This window comes from Moraxella lacunata (assembly GCF_900453205.1).
GTDB classification, from domain to species: domain Bacteria; phylum Pseudomonadota; class Gammaproteobacteria; order Pseudomonadales; family Moraxellaceae; genus Moraxella; species Moraxella lacunata_B.
This window is the reverse complement of record NZ_UGQU01000003.1, coordinates 572046-594937: the sequence shown is the minus strand read 5'-3', so window position 1 is coordinate 594937 and position 22892 is coordinate 572046. Positions and strand designations below refer to the sequence as shown.

Sequence of the window (22892 nt, the reverse complement as noted above, 5' to 3'; positions counted from 1 at the left end):
GGTCTGCTCCTTGGTTTAATAGATTTGGCATTTAACATAAATTGGGCATTCTGTCGGGCGATTTATCTGCCCATCAGGCTTTGATTAGCTAAATATGGTCTGCTCCTGCACGCATTTTATTTTAAAATCAGCTCCAACACCACCTTTGACCCCACAAACCCAATGGCAAGCAGGATAAAGCCATAAATGGCAAAATTGGACGCTTTTTTGCCTCGCCAGCCAAAACGGTAATGCCCCGCAATGAACACCCCGAACACGAGCCACGACAGCACACTAAACACGAGCTTATGTGCCACATGCTGAGTCATGATGTCATAAGTGGTCACAAGCCCAAGCCCAATGGCAACACTTAAAATCACAAAACCCATGAGTATCATATCAAACAGCAGGCTCTCCATGCTCTGCAAAGACGGCAGTTTGGCAACCCAAAAGCGGTGTATCGTCTGGTGCTTTAATTCACGGATTTGTAGTCGCAAAATCACCGCTTGCACGCACGCCATCATTAGCACGCAGTACGCCCCAAACGACAGCAGGATGTGTGTTTGTAGCCCCATGTTCATGTCAGTAATCGGCTGATACGGGGCTTGCCCAAACTCGCCAAAACTCATGCCAATAATGGCGGTCGGCACGGCAAGCACGCCTAGGCTCAAAATGGGGCGATACAGACTAAACAGCACAAAAAAGATAAGGCAGAACAGCCCTGTTAGACTAAGGACGTTAAAAATGTTAAAATTAAGCCCATAGAGCGTGATGATTTGTGGGGCGAGTATCACGCCATGCAAGATGATGGCGATGGTTAGGGCGGATAACGTGGCGGTCTTAAAAATTGGCTTATTTTTAACCAAAGCGTGATACAGATGAAGCCCCACCCCTGCATAAATCATCACGCCAATCAGGTATAAAACGAACACAACCACCCCTTTATCATAAAATTGGTACAAAATATGCAATAATAATAGCATAATTTTTAAATTTAGCATAAAATAACCCAAATTTTTCTATTAATTTTTTGGAACTCATCATGTTTGACACCTTAACCGAACGACTCTCTGGCACACTTCATAAACTAGCAGGTCAAAGCACCCTAACCGAAGACAACATCAAAGACACCTTGCGTGAAGTGCGTATGGCACTCCTAGAAGCGGACGTGGCACTGCCTGTGGCTCGTGATTTTGTCGCCAAAGTCAAAGAACAAGCCCTCGGGCAAGAAGTACTAAAAGAACTCGCCCCTGGTCAAGCCTTTGTCAAAATCGTCTATGACGAGCTGACCGAGATGATGGGTTCGGCAAACCAAGGCTTAGAGATGACGGGCAAACCGCCTGTGGTCTATCTACTGGCAGGCTTGCAAGGGGCGGGTAAGACCACCACCGCAGGTAAACTTGCCAAGTTCCTACAAGACAAACAAAAGAAAAAAGTCATGCTCGTGTCGGCAGACGTGTATCGCCCTGCCGCAATTAATCAGCTTGAATTTGTCGCAGGGCAAGTGGGGGCAATGTTCGTGCCATCGAGCGTGAACGAGAATCCGATTGACATCGCTCATCGTGCCATTGAACAAGCCAAAATCCAGTTTGCTGACATTCTCATCATCGACACCGCAGGTCGCCTTGCCATTGATGAAGCGATGATGACCGAAATCAAAGAGCTAACCGCTGCTGTTAATCCTACCGAGACCTTGTTTGTCGTGGACTCAATGACTGGTCAAGACGCCGCCAACACCGCCAAAGCCTTTAACGACGCTCTGCCCCTAACAGGCGTGATTTTGACCAAAACAGACGGTGACGCTCGTGGCGGTGCCGCTTTGTCCGTGCGTGTGATTACTGGCAAGCCCATTAAATTTTTGGGTCGTGGCGAAAAACTAGAAGCCTTGGAGCTGTTCCACCCCGAGCGTATCGCCCAGCGTATTCTTGGCATGGGGGATGTGTTGTCATTGGTCGAAGAAGTTGAAAACAAAATCGACCGTGACAAAGCCGAACGCATGGCGAAAAAAATCCAAAAAGGCGGTGAGTTTGACTTAGAAGACTTATTGACCCAGTTCCAACAGATGAAAAACATGGGGGGCATGGCAGGATTTTTGGACAAAATGCCAGGCATGAGCGGGGCAAATATCCAAGACGCACTCGCCCAAGCCAAACCCGAAGAGAAAGTCAAAGAAATGGAAGCACTCATTCACTCCATGACACCCTTTGAACGCCAAAATCCCGACAAAATCACCCCTAGCCGTAAACGTCGCATCGCCGCAGGTTCGGGCAAACAAATCCAAGACGTCAATGCCCTGCTAAAACAGCATAAGCAGATGGCAAAAATGATGAAAATGATTAGTCGTCCCGATGGTATCGAGAAAATGATGAAAGCGGTGCAAGGGCTGACTCGTGGCATGTCTGGCGGCGGTGGCGGTCCTTTGTTTGGCGGTAACAAACAACAAGAATTTGCCAAAATGACCAGTGACATTCATGAGATGGGTGTAGACCCCAGCACCATCAATCTAGGCATGAGTGAAGAGCAAGTTCGCCAAAAAATGAACGAGTTACAAAATGCCAGTAATGCGATGGGCGGTAAGTTTAAAAAGCGTTTTTAGTCTTGCCTGGGGCGTGTTGAATATTGGTATTTGCATAATTAAGCGGTCGGATAGTCATTTTTCATGCAAAAATTGACAAAACAATAAGTTTTATCTTATTTTTATAAAATATTATCAATGTTCAGCACGCCCCAATACACACACAAAAAAAACCGAAAAATGAACCAATCCAAAACTTAGACACAAGATCAAAGGTTAGGTTGGTAAAGCCAGCTGTATCCACTAAGGACTAAGTTTTGTGTACTTATTCTTTAATTCACAACTTCACAGAACTTAGTCTTCTACCTTGCTGACGTAATTGTCATCATTTAAACAGCCTTACCGCTTGTCGATGTCAGCAAGTCAAGGCAGGCAAGCAGGTGCTAAGGCGATGGCAGGGATTTTGCTTGGTGATACGCTTTTAATCCTAGCAACCGTCTTTGGAGCGGGGACACTACTCAAACTCTATCCTGCGGTGTTTGATGTCATCAAGCTCATCGGTGGGTGCTATTTGGCGTATCTGGGGACACGGCTTATCATCGGAGCGTATCACACCTTCAAAAACCGCCATGCGATTGCGGGTAAAAGTTTTAATCCGCCCAAAGTCCAATCCCAAAATTACTTTTACCGCTCGCTATCATTAAGTCTTACCAACCCCAAGGCGATTTTGTTTTTCTTGTCATTTTTGGTATTGTTAAATAAAGATAGATTTTAAGGTTTTCCGTTCGGACTGAGCTTGTCGAAGTCTAGGAAAACCGTTATGGTTCGACAAGCTCACCACGAACGGCTTTCTAGAAAAGTATACTCAATTAACAATACCTCATTTTTTGTGCAATTTGTCAGCCCGACTTATGATAAGCCGTTTTTGACGTTTTTTGTGCTGGCGGTGATTTTGCAACTTGTCAGCTTTTTATATTTGCTCCTTTTGGTATTTAGTGGCAAAAAACTTGCCGATGTCTTTAGCTCTCGCCCGATTGTCATGACTTTGGCAATGTTTGGCGTGGGGTGTTTATTTATTGGGTTTGGGGTGAATTTGTGGTTGGCAAAGTTGTGATTTGGGTTTTTGACAAACCTAATAAAACCATGATTTAACTAGATAGTAATACGTATGACACACTAATGTGCTTTTTTATTTAAAAGGTGCGTGGTACACACCTTTGTATACCCCCTTTTAAGGTATAATAAGCAAAAACCCGTTATCCACATCTTGTACGCACCTTAGAACCATAAGGGCAACCACCCAAGATTAAGTTCGTGTCGTAGCTTTAAGAGTGGATAACCTTTCATCAATCAAAACCGTACAGTTGATAGACTCTAAACCGAATACAAGGCAGGTTAATGATGAATAATGCTAAACAAACCAAAAATACCAAGCAAACCAAAACCAATGTAGCGAACAAGCCCAATGAACCCATTTACTGTGGCATTGATGTGGGCAAAAAGGTCTTTGTGGTATCACTTTCTTGTAAGGATAAAACCAAAACCTTTTCAAACACTGGGGGCGACATCAAACAAGCGATGGCTTATCTTAATACCAATGCAGGCACAAACCTAGCTTTGGTAGTACTTGAAAGTACAGGCGGATTAGAAATCCCCCTTGCCAAAGCCCTGTATCAATCAGGCTTTAATGTGGTGATTGCCAATCCTAATAAAACCAGCCAGTTTGCTAAGTCTTATTCTAATGCTAAGACAGATAACCAAGATGCCAAAATGCTTGCTCTTTATGCCAAGTTTTTAAGTCTTGATGAGAGCAAACTTACTCATTTGCTCTATGTCCCACCAAGCGAAGAGCAAGAACGCTTAGAGGCATTGGTAGTACGCCGTCATCAGCTTGTGGCAATGCGTGTACAAGAAAAGAACCGTATTTGGCAAATTCATCAAAGTCAGCTTGAGAGTGTTAAACAAGTCATTGCTTACCTTGATGAACAGATTGCTAAGTTAGAACAAGACATCGACACCCTAAGCAAACATTTTGATGACACCACAAAAAAGTTTAAAGACATCAAGGGGATTGGTGGTGTTACTGTCGCTACCTTGATGTCAATGTTACCTGAACTTGGTACATTAAGCAATAAAGAAATCGCCTCCTTAGTGGGCGTTGCCCCACACCCCAAAGAAAGTGGCACACTTAAATACAAGAGCCATTGCAAAGGGGGTAGGCAATCGGTTCGTAATGTCTTATACAATGCCACCAATGTGGCAAGACAATATGAACCCAAATTTAAACAGTTTTATGAGCGTTTGATAGGCAAAGGCAAACCCTTTAAAGTTGCCATCAACGCTTGTATGCGTAAACTCCTAATCGTCATTAACGCCATTGTTAGAAATGACAGTGTTTGGCAAGCGGATTATCATCTTAATCTTAGCGTTAAGTAACATCCACAAGCCAACAAAGTTAATGAGGGTTGGTGGTACTGTATTCTTTAGGGATACAGTTGCTACGGAACTGGCTAAAAGCGTCTTTACTAGAACAAGGGATGATACTGCTTGATAGAAATAATCAAGAAGTAGAAGTATTAAGCCAATTTCTTATTCCAAACCACACCGATACCGTCTACAACATTGAAGTAGATGACTTTCACACCTATCATGTGGGTAGATTGGGTGTATGGGTGCATAATGCAGATTGTTGTGAATTAAAACTCCACCCCCAAACTCACCCCACCAGTCCATTCTTTTTTACCAAAGTATTGTGGTTGTCTGATGGGGTGCCCTGCAAATAGGTCATAGTTTAGACGTAGATAGTGGCAGGGTGCGTACCACGCACCTTTTAAGTGAAAAATCTTATTGGTGCGTACTACGCACCCTACTGTCTATGGCAACTACCATTTACCAAAAAACCCAAAAACCCCAAACTAATTTGGGGTTTTCTTTTACCATTATCAGCCTATCAATCGCCCTGATAGCCTTTTAGCTTTAATCGTGCCTTGTGTAGCAGTGGTTCGGTATAGCCAGACGGCTCGGTCGCTCCCTTAAAAATCAAATCCGCCGCCGCATTAAAGGCAATGTTATTGTCAAAGTCAGCCGACATCGGACGATAAGCAGGGTCAGATGCGTTTTGCTCGTCCACGACTTTTGCCATGCGTTTTAGGGTGTCCCAAACTTCATCGGCAGTTACGATACCGTGAGCGAGCCAGTTGGCGACGTGCTGAGATGAGATACGCAAGGTAGCACGGTCTTCCATCAAGCCGACATTGTTAATGTCAGGCACTTTGGAACAGCCCACGCCCAAATCAACCCAACGCACCACATAGCCCAAAATGCCTTGGCAGTTGTTTTCAAGTTCACGGCGTTTTTCGTCCGCTGTCCAGCTTGTGTCGGTGGCAAGTGGAATGGTCAAAAGGTCATCAAGACTAGGCGTGGCAAGGCGTGCAAGCTCTTCTTGGCGACTCATTACATTGCATTTGTGATAATGAATGGCGTGAATCACCGCACCGCTTGGAGACGGTACCCATGCACAGTTTGCCCCCGCCTCTGGGTGTTCAATCTTGGTGCGATACATATCAGCAAGCTCATCAGGCTTAGGCCACATGCCTTTACCGATTTGGGCTTTGCCACGCAGTCCTGCTTTTAGACCGATTGAGACGTTACGTTCTTCATACGCCCCAAACCACGTCTGCCCCTTAATCTCGCCCTTACGCACAAACGCCCCTGCGTGCATGGCGGTGTGAATCTCATCGCCTGTTCTGTCCATAAAGCCTGTGTTAATAAAAATCGTCCGCTCACGAGCTTGGGCGATACAGTTTTTAAGGTTGGCGGACGTTCTACGCTCTTCGTCCATGATGCCCATTTTTAGGCTATTTTTGGGCAAGCCAATCGCTTCTTCGGCACGAGAGAACAGCTCAACAGCAAATGCCACTTCCTCCGAGCCATGCATTTTTGGCTTAACGATATACATGGAGCCTGTGCGAGAGTTGCACAAGGTATTCTCACCACGAATGTCAATGGCAGAGAGCATGGGCGTGATAAGTGCGTCCATAATCCCTTCAAAAATCTCTTCGCCACCCACTAGGATAGCAGGGTTCGTCATCAAATGCCCTACATTACGAAGTAGCATGACCGAACGCCCGTGCAGGGTTTGGGCATTGCCATTTAGGTCAGTATAAGTGCGGTCAGCGTTTAGGGTGCGGGTAATGGTTTTGCCATTTTTTTCTAAGGTTTCGGACAAATCGCCTTTCATAAGCCCAAGCCAGTTGCGATAGCCTTCTACTTTTTCTTCGGCATCTACCGCCGCCACAGAGTCTTCTAGGTCTTGAATGGTGGTAACGGCAGATTCTAGCACCACGTCCTTAACCCCTGCTTTGTCGTCTTTGCCAATTGGGCTATTTGGGTCAATTTGGATAATGACGTGTAAGCCGTTGTTTTTTAGGATAATTTCGCTAGGATTGTCAGGCGTACCATTGTAGCCAACCACTTTATTTTCGGTTAAAGTGGTTACTTTATCGTCAATTTTGGCGGATAATTGACCATTTTCAATACTATAAGCCGTTACATCAGCGTGCGAGCCGTCCGCTAGGGGAAAGGTTTCATCAAGAAAATTTTTGGCAAATGCCACAACCTTCGCCCCACGCACAGGGTTATAGCCCTTGCCTTTTTCAGCTCCGTCTGTCTCAGGGATTACGTCAAAACCGTACAACGCATCATAGAGCGACCCCCAACGGGCGTTACCTGCATTTAGGGCATAGCGGGCGTTACGCACAGGCACGACAAGCTGAGCCCCTGCAATAGTGGCAATCTCATCGTCCACGTTTTGGGTGCTAATCTCAAAATCGGCAACTTCGGGTTCAAGATAACCGATTTCGGTCAAGAAATTTTTGTAAGATGACAATTCATAGGCGTTGTTTTTGTGCCAATCGTCAATCTTGGCTTGCAGTTCATCACGGCGAGCAAGCAGGGCTTTGTTTTTTGGGGTCAAATCAAGAACGACCTGCTCAAAATTTTTCCAATAAGTATCGCTGTCAAGTTTGGCGACAGGCAGGGCTTCATTTTCAATAAAATCATAAAGAATTTTATCAATGGCAAGGGTGTTTTTTTGAATGCGGGTGGTGGGCATAATTTTTTCCTCACAAAGTTAAAAAATAAATTGGGTTAATTAAAAGGTTGGCATTGAGGGATTGACAAACAGGTGTAAACTTTTTTGTTAGAGAACCACTTCCACTTTCATAATATAAAATGGACAAGATGAGATAATAACAAGGCGTGTAGGACTGGGTTATCTTGCTTTTGCATAAATGGCACTCAATAATATATTATCAAAATCATTGTTGTATATTATTAAGATTGTTTTAATCTATTAACAATATAATTTGCCAAATCTTTGACGCTTTCACTATTATCATTTAGGCAATATAATGCGTCATTTATCAAATCCTCATCGTCCAAATCATCTAATTCGTCCAATGCGACTTCTCTAATAAACTCATTTTTATCATTTAACAATTTCCTTAATTCGTCTTTAAATAATAGTCCTTTCTTTTTTGCAAAATATTGAATGGCGGAATTTTTTATCATCACATCATCAGAATATAAGAATTTTTCTATTAAATCACTATAATAATTTTCTTTATTTTTTAGTGATAAAATGGCAGAAAAGGTAAAATTATTATTTTTACTGTCTAAAAAACTTAATAAAAAATCTTGTGCGTTATTGCTAATATTATCAAAAAATCCAAAAGCGTCTATAATCGCCACTTTTTGTACATCATTAAAATTTTCAAAGTTATCAATAATGTTTTGTTCATTATTTTTTAATAAATGATAAGCAATAATGGGATAATAGTCGCAGTCATCTTGAATGTTGATATTAAATAAATCCAATAATTCTTGATAACTTTTGTTAGCAATGTGAATATTATCAAATAAATTTTGAGTCATTGATTGGCTCCTTATCTTGCCTTACTGCATACTGCACGAATTTCTGAGAGTGTCATACCTAAGAATCTTGCGGGAAATTTACTTCTAAGACTAGCAGGTAAATCATATATGGTAATTGTTCTCAAATCTCGCTTAGCATTCAACTCTTGTATTCTTTTTGGGGACAATCTTGAACCGCTTTTACTGGAAAGTCTTTCATATTGCTCCAAAATTTTAATGGCTGTATTGCACTCTGCTTTGGTTGGTGCATTATCGGTTTCATTTTTGTCCTCCTTTTTCTTGGGTGGATTGAGGAGTTTGGGCGGATTCGCAGGCTTCGGCTTAACATCAGGCTTTGTTTCATCTTTTGGTGGATTGGCAGGTACACTCGGTTTTAGTTTGTTTTGATTTACAACTGATTGCAGGTATGCAATGGCTTCTTTGTCTCCATTTTTTGCATTAGCAATTATCTGTTCTGCAATCTCTTCATAACTGGCTGATTTTACGATTGTATTAAAACTAAAAAAGGCAACCGTTCTAATATCACCATCTTTTTCAAAGGTGCAGTTGATTGTGCCATTACCCTGCTTAGGGTCAAGTTTACATCCCTTAAATGGATATTTCCAATGCACGGCAAAATCGCTTTGCATTGCATATTTTACTGCCTCTTCTGGCGTATTGACGCAGGGAGTACCACCATGTGAGCAGTAATCCACCTTCTCCTTGCTTCGTGCCTGATTATTTTCAGGATCCATTACAAAGTCAACACCTTTTAGTAATTGTTTGACAGCTACCGAAACGGCAAGTGTAGCACCTGTCATACGAATTGCTGTGGCAACATTTTGAACAGAGACAGTTGGAACGGCATAGGACAAAGCAGAGCTAACTGTGGGTATGAACAACGCTGTTGCACAAAATAAGATTTTGGCAAGATGAGTTATGTCCATATTTTTACTCCATTAACAAAAAAATGAATAAAATCTTTTTGCCAAGTTTGATTTTCCAACTGATGAATAACCTCAACTTTCTATTGGTTTGCCAAAACGGTGCTTGGATTTCAAACACCGTTTTGGGTTTTGATATTAAAACATTCTTTTAATATCAATGTATTACAACGGCATTAACCACCAAACTGGTTCATCGTGTTCTTACTAGCATCACCAGCTTTTAGGGCGTTTTCACCAGAGAAAATCTCTTTGTGGTCATCGCCAATGTCAGAACCTGCCATGGCTTGGTGTTTCACGCAAGCGATACCGCCACGAATCTCTTTACGCTGTACGCCAGCCACATACGCAAGCATTCCTTCATCGCCGAAGTAACCTTTTGCCAATTCATGCGTAGAAAGGGCGGCGGTGTGGTAAGTCGGTAGCGTGATGAGGTGATGGAACACACCTGCTTCACGGGCAGCGTCTGCTTGGAAAGTACGGATTTTTTCGTCCGCATCACGAGCAAGCTCGCTATCGTCATACTGAGCGTCCATCAGTTTAGCACGGTCGTAACCCGACACATCACGACCTTCGGCAACCCAGCGGTCATAGGCTTGTTGGCGGAAGTTGATTGTCCAGTTAAATGACGGTGAGTTATTGTACACCAATTTGGCATCTGGCACTTGCTTTTTGATGTCATTAACAAAACTTGCAATGCCTGCCACGTCTGGGGTTGGGGTCTCAATCCAAATCATGTCCGCACCGTTTTGCAAGCTGGTTACGCAGTCAAGGACAACACGGTCGTGCTGTGTGCCTTCACGGAACTGGTATAGACCTGATGGCAAGCGAGTTGGGCGGTGAAGCTTACCATTACGCTTGATAAGGATTTCGTCTTCTTTGGCTTCTGAAATATCAATCTCGGTGGTTTCTAGGTAGCTGATGTACTTGCTTGCCAAATCACCAGGTTCACGGCTTACAGGGATTTTTTGGGTAAGGTCAGCACCTTCTGAGTCGGTACGAGCGACAATCACGCCCTCGTCCACGCCCAATTCTAAGAACGCATAACGCACGGCATTGATTTTGGCTAGGAAGTCTTCGTGTGGTACGGTAACTTTACCTGCTTGGTGTCCGCACTGCTTGGCATCTGAGACTTGGTTTTCAATTTGAATGGCACACGCACCTGCTTCAATCATTTGCTTGGTAAGTAGGTAAGTGGCTTCTTCGTTACCAAAACCTGCGTCAATGTCAGCGATGATTGGCACAACGTGAGTTTCAAAATTGTCAATTTGGCTTTCCAGCTCTTTTACCTTAGCGGTATCACCTGCTTGCTCGGCTTTTTGTAAGGCACGGAACAAGTCGTTTAGCTCTTTGGCATCTGCTTGGCGTAAGAACGTGTAAATCTCTTCAATCAGTTTTGGCACAGCAGTTTTTTCGTGCATAGATTGGTCAGGTAGTGGGCCAAACTCAGAGCGAAGGGCGGCAACCATCCAGCCTGATAGGTAGATGTAGCGTTTATTGGTGGTACCGAAGTATTTTTTGTTGGCAATCATTTTTTGTTGGGCGATAAAACCATGCCAACAGCCTAGTGATTGGGTGTATTTGGAGTTGTCAGCGTCATATTCCGCCATATCTTTACGCATAATGCTTGCGGTGTATTTGGCGATGTCAAGACCTGTTTTGAAGCGGTTTTGGACAATCATGCGAGCGGCGTCTTCTGGGCGGATAGTGTCCCAAGTGCCACCTAATTTGGCTTTAACGTTACGAACGTGTTCTAGGGCGGATTGGTAAGTCATGAGAATTTTCCTTATAGGTTCATGGGTCTAGGACCGTGAATGACAAAACTGCCAACTTATGAAAAAAGCAATGCAAAACCATCTGTATTGCTCGTTTGTTTTTCATGTGCCTAGCATACCCAAAAGTTTGGCATTTATCCAATAGTCTGCTTAAATTATGACTATTTTTAAAAAAAATGATATTGGTTTTTTCATTATAAAAATTGATGATAATTAAGACAAGCAAAGCGATAACCCTTTGAAAAGTGGGGTGATTTTATCAAAATAGGGTATATAAATTGTCTTGATGATGATGTTTGATTTTTTATAAAAATTTTTTGAAAAATCTGCCAAATTGTAACAAAACATCTCAAAAATCGCCCCATCTCGCCCCTACATTGGTCATTTTGTGCTAAAATTTGCCAAATTTCACACGATTTTATCATGACCACACCACCTACCACCCTAGCTCCTTATCTGTATTCTCACGGCTCGCTCACCGCCTTATTAGAACAGCAAGCAGGGCAAGCCTTGCGTGTGAATGTGATACGTGAAGGTCATCAAATGATTGACTTTACCACCAAAAAGCTGTTGGGATTGCCCGTCCACCGCCCTGCCCTTGCATGGGTGCGGGAAGTGGAGCTGTTTGGCGATGATGATAAAGCGTGGGTACGTGCCAAAAGCGTATTCCCTTTGACAAGCCTAGTCGGTAATGCCAAACGCCTACGTCATTTAAAACGCACGCCGATTGGCTATGTCATGTTTAAGCACAACAAAAATCTACCCCATGCTCGTACTTACTTTTTTGACAGTTGCAATGGATATTGGGGGCGAAATACGGTTTATGATTGGCAAGGGCGAGTGGTGTTGGTGCAGGAAGTGTTTTTAACAGATTTTTCAAATTGATAATCGGCTAGTATCTTGGTATGATTGTGACCTATTTATCACTTCTGATGCCAAAATACCCCTGTTATTTTCATTAAAATATGCTACACTTATAACACCTTTTACCTAATATAGGAATTACCACCATGTTCAAAGACATCTCCCTACACGCCATTGACCCCGAGATTGCCACCGCCATTGATGCCGAAGGCGAGCGTCAAGAAGACCATATTGAGCTCATCGCCAGTGAGAACTACTGCTCCCCTGCCGTCATGGCAGCCCAAGGCTCAAACCTAACCAACAAATATGCCGAAGGCTACCCTAACAAACGCTATTATGGCGGTTGTGAGCACGTTGATGTGATTGAGCAGATTGCCATTGACCGTGCCAAAGAGCTGTTTGGGGCGGACTATGCCAACGTACAGCCACACTCAGGCTCTAACGCCAACAGTGCGGTGTATCTTGCTCTACTAGAAGCAGGCGACACCGTGCTTGGCATGAGCCTTGCCCACGGCGGACATCTGACACATGGAGCAAGCGTGTCGTTCTCGGGCAAAACGTATAATGCCGTGCATTATGGCATTACCGATGACGGCTTGATTGATTATGATGAAGTGGCTCGCCTAGCCCGTGAGCATAAGCCCAAGATGATTATCGCTGGCTTTTCGGCATATAGTCAAGTCATGGATTGGCAAAAGTTTCGTGAGATTGCCGATGAAGTCGGTGCGTATCTTATGGTAGATATGGCACACGTGGCAGGGCTTGTGGCGGCAGGCGTGTACCCGAACCCCGTGCAGATTGCGGACGTAACGACCACCACCACCCACAAAACCTTGCGTGGCCCTCGCTCGGGTCTTATCCTTGCCAAAGCCAACGAAGAGATTGAGAAAAAACTCAACTCAGCCGTCTTCCCTGGTACGCAAGGCGGCCCCCTAATGCACGCCATTGCCGCCAAAGCGGTATGCTTTAAAGAAGCAATGAGCGATGAGTACAAAGAATATCAACAACAAGTCGTCAAAAACGCCAAAGCCATGGCGGACACGATTATCGCTCGTGGCTATGACGTGGTGTCTGGCGGTACCGAAAACCACCTTATGCTCATCAGCCTTATCAAGCAAGGCATTACAGGCAAAGAAGCAGACAAATGGCTTGGGGACGCTCACATTACCGTGAACAAAAACTCCGTGCCAAACGACCCCAAATCGCCCTTTGTAACAAGCGGTATCCGCCTTGGTACACCTGCCGTTACCACTCGTGGTTTTAAAGAAGCTGAGTGCGTGGAGCTGGCTGGCTGGGTATGCGATATTTTGGACGCCAAAGGCGATGAAAAAGTTATCGGCGAAGTGCGTGCCAAAGTCGCCGAAGTTTGCCAAAGACTGCCCGTTTATCAAAAATCAAAAACCAAAGAGCTGTTCTCCAAAATCAGCGACATGATTGACGAGCAAGCCGACAGCGAATTTGTCCACACCGCCAAAGACAAATTCAATGAGTTTTATGAAAAAGCCATGGCAAAAATCAATCAAAAATAAGTGCTAAACAAAATCCGCCCTATGATGATACCATAGGGCGGATTTTTTGCTGTTTAAAGGTTAATATTGCACACCAATAAGATTTTCATTTAAAAGGTGCGTGGGACACACTCTACCGCTAAAATTTAAGGTATTGTTCAATAAAAATACATTTTAAAATTTGGACGTGTAGCAACTGTATTCCACTCCCCATCAAAGTGCAATACAAAAGCCTTACGCAAAGGTAAAAAAAGTTAATTTGCAATAACCAGATTAGTGTTGGCTTTTAACTCATCTCTTACCCGTGCATTTAAAATGGTTAGTAGTTTGTGCATACAGGCAACAATGGCAACTTTGAAGGGCTTGCCATTGGTTCTTAATCTTTGATAGAAGGTTTTGATTTTCTCATCAAAGCGAGTAGCTACTAAGGTTGCCATGTACAGTGCCTTACGCACTTCTGGTCGCCCTGCTTGACACAGACCTTTAAACTTAGTCTCTCCACTTTGTTTGGGGTGTGGGGCAACACCCACAAGACTAGCCAGTTGTTTGTGTGAAATTGTGCCAAGCTCAGGCAGCATTGCCAACAAGGTGGCTGTAGTGGTTTGTCCAACACCTTTGATGCTTTGAATGACACTGCTGGTTTGTTTTAGGTCTGGGTGATTATCATCATCAAGATGGGTTTTGATTTGCTTGTCAAGCTCATGAATTTGCTCTGTTAGATAAGCAATATGAGCTTGAATGCTGCCCACTTGACTGTGATGAGATTGCTCTAAGCGGTTTTTCTCAGCCGTACACATTTGGACAAATTGATTGCGTCTGTTAATCAATGCGGTTAATAACTCTTGGCTTTGACTGGGTGGACAATAAAGCAAGGTGGCTAAATCATCTCTTTGTGCCATCACTTTGGCATAAAAAGCAAGCATTTTAGCGTCTTTGTTATCTGTTTTGGTTAAGGACTGTGATTTGGCAAATTGATGTGTTTGTCTTGGATTGGCAATCATGACACAAATGCCTGCCAAACATAAGGCTTTGGCAAGGGGCACTTCAAGTCCACCTGTACTTTCTAGAACCACTAAGGTTTTGCCATTATCGCATTGTGTTTGTTCATCTTTGATAAAACAGATGGCTTGGTCAATGCCTTGTGCTGTGTTATCATAGTTTTTGGTTTTGGGTGATAATGAAGTGGCAAGCACAAAGCTCTTTTTGGCGATGTCAATGCCAACAAAGTGAACATAGCGTTTGTCTAACTCATTGCTTGCTGATTTCATACTCATCATAAACCTGCCTTGCATTCGGATGTTAAACTGGCAACTGTACGGTTGTTGTTGATGGGTGCTTATCTGGTTTCAATGCTACAAAACGAACAACAGGCATTTGAGTATAAAGTCAGTCAATGCCATATTCTAGGGGCGAAACGAAAGACAGATAAGTGGGTTGGCTTATTATATCTTATTTTGGATATACAAGGGGCAAATCACATTCGCCCAAAAATCAACATTTTATCACAGGGCAAATTGCAATTTACCCCTACAAATCTACCCAAAGGTATAGTCAATTAACAATACCAAATTTGAAATTAACCTTGCAATACCCCAATATCCGCCACGCTCAAAAACAGCGTACGCACCTGTCCAAGCAAAGCTAGGCGGTTGTTTTTTAGGTTTTCGTCATCGGCATTTACCATGACGTTGTCAAAAAAGTCGGTCAATGGGCTTGCCAAGGCGGTCAAGGCGGTCAATACCCCTTGATAATCCGCCTTATCCTGTAAGGGCTTTACCGTCTCTTTGGCACTCAAAATCGCCTGATACAATGCCTTTTCTGCCGTCTCGGTCAATAGGCTCTCATCTACATTCTCGCCCACGTTGTCGGCTTTGGCAAGGATATTGGCAACACGTTTGTTATTTTCTGCCAGCACCTGTGCCTGTGGCAACGCGCGAAACGCCTGCACCGCACGGATACGCTCATCAAAATCAAGGGGCATGTGCGGATTTATCGCTTGCACCGCTTGAATGGTGTCCACATTCACGCCCTGCTCGGTGTACATGGCACGATAGCGTGAGCTGACAAATTCCATGACGGCATTAAAAGTCTCGCTCATGTTGTTGATTTTATTGCCATAATTTTTAATGGCTTCACCGACAAGGCTTGCTAGGTTTAATGGCAATTTATTTTCAATCAAAATACGCAAAATGCCAATGCTTGCTCGTCTTAGGCTAAATGGGTCTTTTGAGCCTGTCGGAGCTTCGTTAATGCCAAAAATCCCCACCAAAGTGTCTAGGCGGTCAGACAAGGCAAGGGCGACACCAATTGGCGTTTTTGGCAATTCATCGCCACTAAATTTTGGCAGGTATTGCTCGCTAATGGCGTTCGCCACGTCCGCTTTTTCGCCTGATTTGTGGGCGTAATATGTCCCTGCAATGCCTTGCAATTCGGGGAATTCGCCCACCAACGTGGTCGCCAAATCCGCCTTCGCCAAAATCCCCGCTCGCACCACGTCATCGGTCGGCACGTCCCAACCATGCGGACGCAAGTTTTCGCTGATAAAGGCGGACAATTTGGCGATACGCTCACCTTTTTCCCAAATCGTGCCAAGTTTGTCTTGGAACACTCGGGTTTTTAGGGTTTCGGCAAAGTCGGCAAGTGGACGTTTTTGGTCTTGCAAAAAGAAAAATTCAGCGTCCGACAGGCGTGGGCGTACCACTTTTTCATTGCCCAAAATCACCGCAGATTTATCTTTACTGTCAATGTTGCTGATAAAGATAAAGTTGGGTTTTAGCTTGCCGTTATCGTCCGTGAGACAAAAATATTTTTGGTCGGCTTGCATGGTGCTGATAAGGGCTTCTTGAGGAACGGCTAAGAAACGCTCGGGGAAACTGGCTCGCAGGGCAACAGGATAATCCACAAGGGCGGTAACTTCGTCAAGTAAGTCATCAGGGACAATGGCGGTCGCACCGATTTCATCGGAGAGTTTTTGGACTTGGGCAACAATGTCCGCTTGGCGTTTGGCAAAATCCGCCACCACAAACCGCTCGGCAAGCAGGCTTTCATAATGCTCAGCATGGTCAATCACAAAAAAATCAGGGGCGTGATAACGATGACCACGAGACTGTCTGCCTGTGTCATGCCCTAAAATGCGTGCAGGAATGACGGTATCGTCCGCCATGAGTACCACCCATTGTACAGGGCGGACAAACTCGTCCTTACTCGCCCCAGAACGCATACGTTTGGCAATCGGCAAGTCGTCCAACGCCTTTTGGATAAGGCTTGGCATCAGGTCGGTAACTTTCTCGCCCTTAATGGTAAGCTCGTAAGCGATGTATTCGCCTTTTTTGTCGCTGATTGTGATTAAATCGTCTTTGGTAAGGTTTAGACCGTTTGCGTTAAGCCCCTGCAAAAAGCCCTGCCCTGCACGAGATAAATTGCCGTCAGCATCAAAACTTGCCTTGATGTTTGGACCTTTTTTGGTTTCGGTGCGGTCGGGCTGATAGTCGCCCACGCCTTTGATAAGTAATGCCAAACGGCGTGGGGCAGAGTAGGCCTTGATGTCATCAAAAGCGATGTTTTGCTCGCCCAATGCCGTTTTGACGTGGTCATATAGGGCATTTTGTAGGGTTTTTAGGGATTTTGGGGGCAACTCTTCGGTGCCAAGTTCAAATAAGATTGTGCTCATTATTTAACCTTTTTATTTAAAAATTTACATTACAAAACCCGATATAGGGTTAGCATTTCATCATCATTCACAACGGCTAATTGTTTAAAGTCGTGATGGCTATATAAATCAAGCAGTTTGGTAATCGGTTGGCATTCTAAAATAACCGCACGGCCGCCAATTAACTGTTTGGCTTTTAATAATATTTTCTCAATTTCATTAAAAATATCTGCCAGTTTAATGGGGTTGTTGGTAATTAAACTATTTTTACCAATTTGTCCAATCAAAAATACTCGGATTTTATTAGCATTTTTATTAATGCCGTCCAAATTTTTGATTTCAGATTTGCTTATTTTATCCACTTGCAAAACCACTTCCTTAAATGATAGTGAAAAATATGCCAAAAGTTCGCCATTTTCGGACGCAATCAAATAAGTTCTGGCATTATGACTTTCTTCAAATCGTAAGGCTTTTTGATGTAAAAATCTTTCTACATCAGGATTTTTTGGACAAGCAAATTCCTTTAATAAATGTTGTACTTGCTCTTTATTATAACCTTGCACATTGTATAATTCTTGCAATGCAATAACAGTTAGCATAACTTACTCATTCGCTTTTGTAGTAATGCCAATACTTTATTTTTTTGCTCAATTTCATCTTGTGTGGGTTCAAGATTGATTGGTTTTGACGGCTTGGCATTGTCCAAATCATATAAAAATTGCTCAATCGCCTTTTTATCACGCACAATAAATTGTTTATCAAAGGATGCGGTGCTCATTTTTTATCCTTATTAAAATTGTTTGGTTTTTAATTGTTCAAAATCAATTTTTGACGCTGGAATAGCACTTTCTAAAACCAATTTTTCAAAATCATCTGCCTGCAAATAAGGCTTGTTATAAATTACATTTTTATGATTTAGCAAATAAGCACACATCATTAAGGCTTGTGACATATTTTGATAATCACTTTTTATCAATGATTGGCAATAATCCAAATTTTCTTTTGCTATCTTTAATGGGTGTGGCTGTTCATTTGAATGACGCATTAAAGTTGGCACACCAAACTTTTCATTACCAATAGAACTTTTGACTGCATTATTAATTTTTAGCATATCAAAAGCCATGTCTTTTAGATTATCTTCCGATAAATAACTCCTAATTGGCATAAGTTTTTTTGAGATTTGCATTGGAAATACTTCTATTGGATTGTCATAATCATACAACCTATCCCCATTGGGTGCAGTAATGGTTGAAAAAGAGCTTTTATTAATCTCAAAACACTGATAACAACTGCCTGATAATGCCGATATTCCTGCAATTAAAGCAATATCATCAATATTTGGATATTTTCTTCTTAAATGTGTAGGTAGGTGTTCATAAAATTGCAAAAACACATTCAAAGAATTTTCGGTCATATAATTTGAAAAGTGTTTTGCAATCTTGTGTTTATTGCATTCAAACAATCCTATATGAAAGTTGTCAGATAGTGATTTTACCCATTTATCAAAAATGTTTGAAAATCTACTTTGCAATATCAAGACAACAATAGTAACTGTCATTAGTGCAATTTTATTATTTGGCATAAATGCCCAACAAGCCGAAAATGCGATTGCAATTAAGGTTAATAAAATTGAACATTTTATCAAGAAATCGGGCAATGCAATATTTGTTGGTGTGTGTTTTGCAATCCAATACACATCTTTTAAGGTGCATTCTATACTACTACCCCAAGATTTTAAAAAAATGCTAAATGTGAAAAATGGATAGCCCACAATTAGAATTGTTGCCACAATGGAATATATCACGAATTGACTAATATCGCCATAGTCTTTAAATACCTTAATGACAGTAGCAAGTATCAATCCACAAATGATTGCATACAAGCCCTGCATTATATATAATTTTGTTTTAGTCATTTTTCGGCAACCACTTCTCCAACGCTTCTTTTTTATGAGCTTCATCAGCAAGCGGAAAGCCCAGTTTGGCACGAGCTTGTACATAGCTGACCGCCACTTTACGAGCCAATGTCCGCACACGCAGGATAAAGCGTTGGCGTTCGGTAACCGAAATCGCCCCACGAGCGTCCAATAAGTTAAAGGTATGGCTTGCTTTTAATACCATTTCATAGGCAGGCAGGGGTAGATTTACGCCCACCAGACGGTCGGCTTCATGCTCATAAAAGTCAAATAATTCAAAGAGTTTGGCAACGTCTGCATATTCAAAATTATAGGTAGATTGCTCCACTTCGTTTTGGTGGAACACGTCGCCATAGGTTACACGCCCAAACTCGCCGTCCGTCCACACAAGGTCATAGACGCTGTCCACGCCTTGAATGTACATGGCAAGGCGTTCCAAGCCATAAGTAATCTCGCCTGTTACAGGGAAACACTCAATCCCGCCCACCTGCTGAAAATAGGTAAACTGGGTAACTTCCATGCCGTTTAGCCACACTTCCCAGCCAAGCCCCCACGCACCCAAAGTTGGACTCTCCCAGTTGTCCTCCACAAAACGCACGTCATGGGTTAGTGTATCAATACCCAACGCCTGCAAAGAGCCCAAATACAACTCTTGGATATTGGCAGGGTTTGGCTTTAAGACGACTTGGAATTGGTAATAATGTTGCAAGCGGTTGGGGTTGTCGCCATAACGACCGTCTGTGGGACGGCGAGACGGCTGAACGTAGGCAGCGTTCCATTTTTCGGGCGTCAAAGCACGCAAAAATGTGGCAGTATGAAACGTCCCTGCCCCCATTTCCATGTCATAAGGTTGCAAGACCACGCAGCCACGCTCTGCCCAGTAGTTTTGTAGGGTTAGGATAATTTGCTGAAAGGTAAGTGGTTGTTTTGATGTTTGTGTCATGGTCATCACTTTTGGCTTTGGTAAATGAGTTATTTTAACACAAATGGACAGGATAAAAAATGGTTATAATTTTAAGTTGTTAAGATTTTTACAGATAAATGGCGAATGACAGAGCAGATTAAAGAGTTGGGGTATGATTTTGCTTTTAAAAACAAAAAACCCTTGAAAAATCAAGGGTTTGTAGTTGGTACCAGTGGTCGGATTCGAACCGACACGCTTATTAGGCAACGGATTTTGAATCCGTCGTGTCTACCAATTTCACCACACTGGCATGAGTGGTTAGCTTGTTTGCTATGGGTGCGTATTATAGCTTATTTTAAAATTTCGTCAAGGGGTTTTTATAAAAAATTTTAAAAATATTTTAAAGACTGGACTGATTGGACAGCCCAGTCTTATAGGTTTTATTTATCCGCCAAAAACAACCAAGTATCCAGCACCGTATCAGGGTTTAGCGATACTGAGCTGATGCCTTGCTCCATGAGCCATTTGGCAAGGTCTGGGTGGTCGGACGGGCCTTGACCGCAAATGCCGACATACTTGCCTTGCTTGCGACACGCTTCAATCGCCATGCCAAGCAGTTTTTTGACCGCAGGATCTCGCTCGTCAAACAGGTGCGACACAATGCCACTATCACGGTCAAGCCCTAGCGTAAGCTGAGTTAGGTCGTTTGAGCCGATTGAAAAACCGTCAAAGTATTGCAAAAATTCATCAGCAAGCAGGGCATTGGTTGGTAATTCGCACATCATGATGATTTCAAGAGAATTCTCGCCACGTTTTAGCCCATTTTTTTCAAGTAATTCAATGACTTGGCGAGCTTCGCCTGTGGTACGCACAAACGGAATCATGATTTTCACGTTAGTTAGCCCCATGTCATCACGGACGTATTTTAAGGCACGGCATTCAAGCTCAAAGCAATCACGGAAATTATCCGAGATATAACGGCTCGCCCCACGAAAACCGAGCATGGGGTTTTCTTCGTGTGGTTCGTACAGTTTACCGCCGATTAGGTTGGCGTATTCGTTGGATTTAAAATCACTCATGCGCACGATGACAGGCTTGTCTTTAAACGCTACGGCAAGCGTTGAAATGCCTTCGATGAGTTTGTTGATATAAAACTCCACAGGCGAGTTGTACCCTGCGATACGCTCAAACACTTGGGCTTGGGTTTCTTGGGGCAAGGTGTCCACGTTCAAAAGAGCTTTTGGGTGTACACCAATCATGCGGTTGATGATAAATTCTAAGCGAGCCAAACCTACGCCTTCGTTCGGGATTTGGGCAAAGTCAAAGGCACGGTCAGGGTTGCCCACGTTCATCATGACTTTAAAGCCAAGCTTGGGCATACTGGCGACAGAATTTTTTTGCACTTCAAAGTCCAAAATGCCGTCATAAATAAAGCCCGTATCGCCTTCGGCACACGATACCGTTACCGCTTGACCGTCTGTCAAAAGCTCGGTGGCGTTGCCACAGCCGACAATGGCAGGTACGCCAAGCTCACGAGCAATAATCGCCGCATGGCAAGTACGTCCGCCACGGTTGGTGATAATCGCACTGGCACGCTTCATCACAGGTTCCCAATCGGGGTCGGTCATGTCAGACACGAGCACATCGCCGTCTTGAACTTTGCTCATTTCGTTCAAATTCGTTACGATACGCACCTTGCCTGCACCGACACGCTGACCGATAGAACGCCCTTCACACAGCACTTTTGCCCCCTTGCTATTGATGACGTAACGCTCCATGCTGGTTTTGTCTTGGCGAGATTTGACGGTCTCGGGGCGAGCTTGCACGATGAAAAGCTCATTAGTATCGCCGTCTTTTGCCCATTCAATATCCATAGGACAGCCGTAGTGCTTTTCAATGCTAAGGGCTTGTTTGGCAAGGCGAGTTAGCTCGTCGGTATTTAGGGCGAACTGCTGACGGTCGCCTTTTTCTACGTCCACGATTTTGGTTGAGCGTTTGGTCGTGCCTTCATCGCCATAGACCATTTTGATGTGTTTTGAGCCAAGGTTACGGCGAACCACGGCAGGACGGTTTTCGACTAGAAGTTTTTTGGATAAATAAAACTCATCAGGGTTTACCGCCCCTTGCACCACCATTTCGCCCAAGCCATAGCTTGCCGTGATAAATACCACATCATTAAATCCGCTTTCGGTGTCAATCGTGAACATCACCCCAGACGTGCCAGTCTCGGAGCGTACCATACGCTGAACGCCTGCCGACAACGCCACACCAGCGTGTTCAAAGCCTTTGTGGACACGGTAAGCGATTGCACGGTCGTTGTATAGACTTGCAAATACTTCTTTGATAGCAATCAGTACGTTGTCAATGCCACGAATGTTAAGGAATGTCTCTTGCTGACCTGCAAAAGACGCATCAGGCAAATCTTCGGCAGTCGCTGACGAACGCACCGCCACCGCCACATCTTGACCGCCTGTAAGTGTATCAAATGCCGTGCGAATCTCGTCTTCTAAGTCTTTTGGCAACTCTTGGGCGATGACCCAACCACGCACTTTTGCCCCCACTTCGGCAAGTTTTTCAACATCATCAACGTCCAAGCCTTTTAGTTCGGCATTGATTTTGTCAAGCAAACCTGTTTCGTTCAAAAAGCGGTTAAACGCCTCTGCGGTCGTGGCAAAGCCGTTTGGCACAGACACGCCAACATTGGCAAGATTGCTAATCATCTCGCCCAAAGACGCATTTTTACCACCGACAATCTCAACATCGTCTTTACCAAGTTTGTTAAAGGGGATAACTTGTGCCATACGAACACCTTTTTTAATCTATAAAAATTTTGTCAAATTATAACGATAAATTTGCCAATACTCAATGTTATTTTTTATAAAAATGGGTCTATTTATTATCTAAATACACCCATTTTAACCTTTTA

At 43.5% G+C, this 22892-nt stretch carries 17 protein-coding genes, 1 tRNA gene and 1 pseudogene; 6 read left to right on the top strand and 13 right to left on the bottom strand.

All coding sequences use genetic code 11. From position 1 onward, the window contains the following. Positions 1-116: 116 nt before the first annotated feature. A complete protein-coding gene (locus tag DX073_RS11975) occupies positions 117-911 on the bottom strand; it encodes a cytochrome C assembly family protein (RefSeq protein WP_181814448.1) in 795 nt (264 codons plus the stop codon). 110 nt (positions 912-1021) lie between these two features. Between DX073_RS11975 and ffh the strand changes: the two genes are divergently transcribed. The 4 genes and pseudogenes from ffh (at position 1022) to DX073_RS11950 (ending at position 5277) form a co-directional block, all read left to right on the top strand. Further along, the gene (ffh, locus tag DX073_RS11970; RefSeq protein WP_029102218.1) at positions 1022-2575 is read left to right on the top strand and encodes a signal recognition particle protein; all 1554 of its coding nucleotides are present in this window, start codon (positions 1022-1024) and stop codon (positions 2573-2575) included. A 297-nt stretch (positions 2576-2872) separates the two neighbouring features. Next, positions 2873-3608 (top strand): annotated as a pseudogene (locus DX073_RS15095) (LysE family transporter). 284 nt (positions 3609-3892) lie between these two features. Then, the gene (locus tag DX073_RS11955) at positions 3893-4930 is read left to right on the top strand and encodes an IS110 family transposase (RefSeq protein ID WP_258556830.1); all 1038 of its coding nucleotides are present in this window, start codon (positions 3893-3895) and stop codon (positions 4928-4930) included. Positions 4931-4989: 59 nt separating this feature from the next. Then, positions 4990-5277, top strand: coding sequence for an HINT domain-containing protein (locus tag DX073_RS11950; protein ID WP_258556944.1), 288 nt, complete (start codon positions 4990-4992; stop codon positions 5275-5277). A gap of 167 nt (positions 5278-5444) precedes the next feature. Here the strand turns inward: DX073_RS11950 and DX073_RS11945 are convergent, their stop codons facing one another. The 4 genes from DX073_RS11945 to DX073_RS11930 all read right to left on the bottom strand — a co-directional run bounded on the left by DX073_RS11945 (position 5445) and on the right by DX073_RS11930 (position 11126). Beyond that, a complete protein-coding gene (locus DX073_RS11945; RefSeq protein ID WP_115008250.1) occupies positions 5445-7607 on the bottom strand; it encodes a malate synthase G in 2163 nt (720 codons plus the stop codon). 221 nt (positions 7608-7828) lie between these two features. Beyond that, complete coding sequence (locus tag DX073_RS11940) at positions 7829-8428, bottom strand: hypothetical protein (RefSeq protein ID WP_115008249.1); 600 nt, start codon at positions 8426-8428, stop codon at positions 7829-7831. 11 nt (positions 8429-8439) lie between these two features. Next, positions 8440-9354 (bottom strand): hypothetical protein, encoded by a 915-nt coding sequence (locus DX073_RS11935; protein WP_115008248.1) that lies wholly within the window; start codon positions 9352-9354, stop codon positions 8440-8442. A 173-nt stretch (positions 9355-9527) separates the two neighbouring features. Continuing rightward, complete coding sequence (locus DX073_RS11930; protein WP_115008247.1) at positions 9528-11126, bottom strand: isocitrate lyase; 1599 nt, start codon at positions 11124-11126, stop codon at positions 9528-9530. Positions 11127-11549: 423 nt separating this feature from the next. Between DX073_RS11930 and DX073_RS11925 the strand changes: the two genes are divergently transcribed. Together DX073_RS11925 and glyA are read left to right on the top strand one after the other, a co-directional pair. Beyond that, positions 11550-12011 (top strand): chorismate--pyruvate lyase family protein, encoded by a 462-nt coding sequence (locus DX073_RS11925; RefSeq protein ID WP_115008246.1) that lies wholly within the window; start codon positions 11550-11552, stop codon positions 12009-12011. Positions 12012-12136: 125 nt separating this feature from the next. Next, positions 12137-13519, top strand: a complete 1383-nt coding sequence (gene glyA / locus DX073_RS11920) for a serine hydroxymethyltransferase (RefSeq protein WP_115008245.1) — start codon at positions 12137-12139, stop codon at positions 13517-13519. Positions 13520-13752: 233 nt separating this feature from the next. On the opposite strand, the gene DX073_RS11915 is transcribed toward glyA, so the two are convergent. The 8 genes from DX073_RS11915 to ppsA all read right to left on the bottom strand — a co-directional run bounded on the left by DX073_RS11915 (position 13753) and on the right by ppsA (position 22767). Continuing rightward, positions 13753-14766, bottom strand: a complete 1014-nt coding sequence (locus DX073_RS11915; RefSeq protein WP_115008353.1) for a transposase — start codon at positions 14764-14766, stop codon at positions 13753-13755. A gap of 308 nt (positions 14767-15074) precedes the next feature. Then, entirely contained in the window at positions 15075-17168 is a 2094-nt protein-coding gene (glyS, locus tag DX073_RS11905) for a glycine--tRNA ligase subunit beta (RefSeq protein ID WP_115008243.1), read from the bottom strand. Positions 17169-17197: 29 nt separating this feature from the next. After that, a complete protein-coding gene (locus DX073_RS11900) occupies positions 17198-17746 on the bottom strand; it encodes an acetyltransferase (RefSeq protein ID WP_115008242.1) in 549 nt (182 codons plus the stop codon). Continuing rightward, complete coding sequence (locus DX073_RS11895; protein ID WP_115008241.1) at positions 17740-17925, bottom strand: hypothetical protein; 186 nt, start codon at positions 17923-17925, stop codon at positions 17740-17742. The genes DX073_RS11900 and DX073_RS11895 overlap by 7 nt, the downstream gene beginning before the upstream one ends. 12 nt (positions 17926-17937) lie before the next feature. Continuing rightward, the gene (locus DX073_RS11890; RefSeq protein WP_115008240.1) at positions 17938-19062 is read right to left on the bottom strand and encodes a hypothetical protein; all 1125 of its coding nucleotides are present in this window, start codon (positions 19060-19062) and stop codon (positions 17938-17940) included. Continuing rightward, on the bottom strand, positions 19055-20005 hold the full coding sequence (gene glyQ / locus DX073_RS11885; protein WP_115008352.1) for a glycine--tRNA ligase subunit alpha: 951 nt from the start codon (positions 20003-20005) through the stop codon (positions 19055-19057). The genes DX073_RS11890 and glyQ overlap by 8 nt, the downstream gene beginning before the upstream one ends. A 185-nt stretch (positions 20006-20190) precedes the next feature. Continuing rightward, positions 20191-20276, bottom strand: a tRNA-Leu gene (locus tag DX073_RS11880). A 130-nt stretch (positions 20277-20406) separates the two neighbouring features. Continuing rightward, complete coding sequence (gene ppsA, locus DX073_RS11875; RefSeq protein ID WP_115008239.1) at positions 20407-22767, bottom strand: phosphoenolpyruvate synthase; 2361 nt, start codon at positions 22765-22767, stop codon at positions 20407-20409. Positions 22768-22892 lie beyond the last annotated feature (125 nt).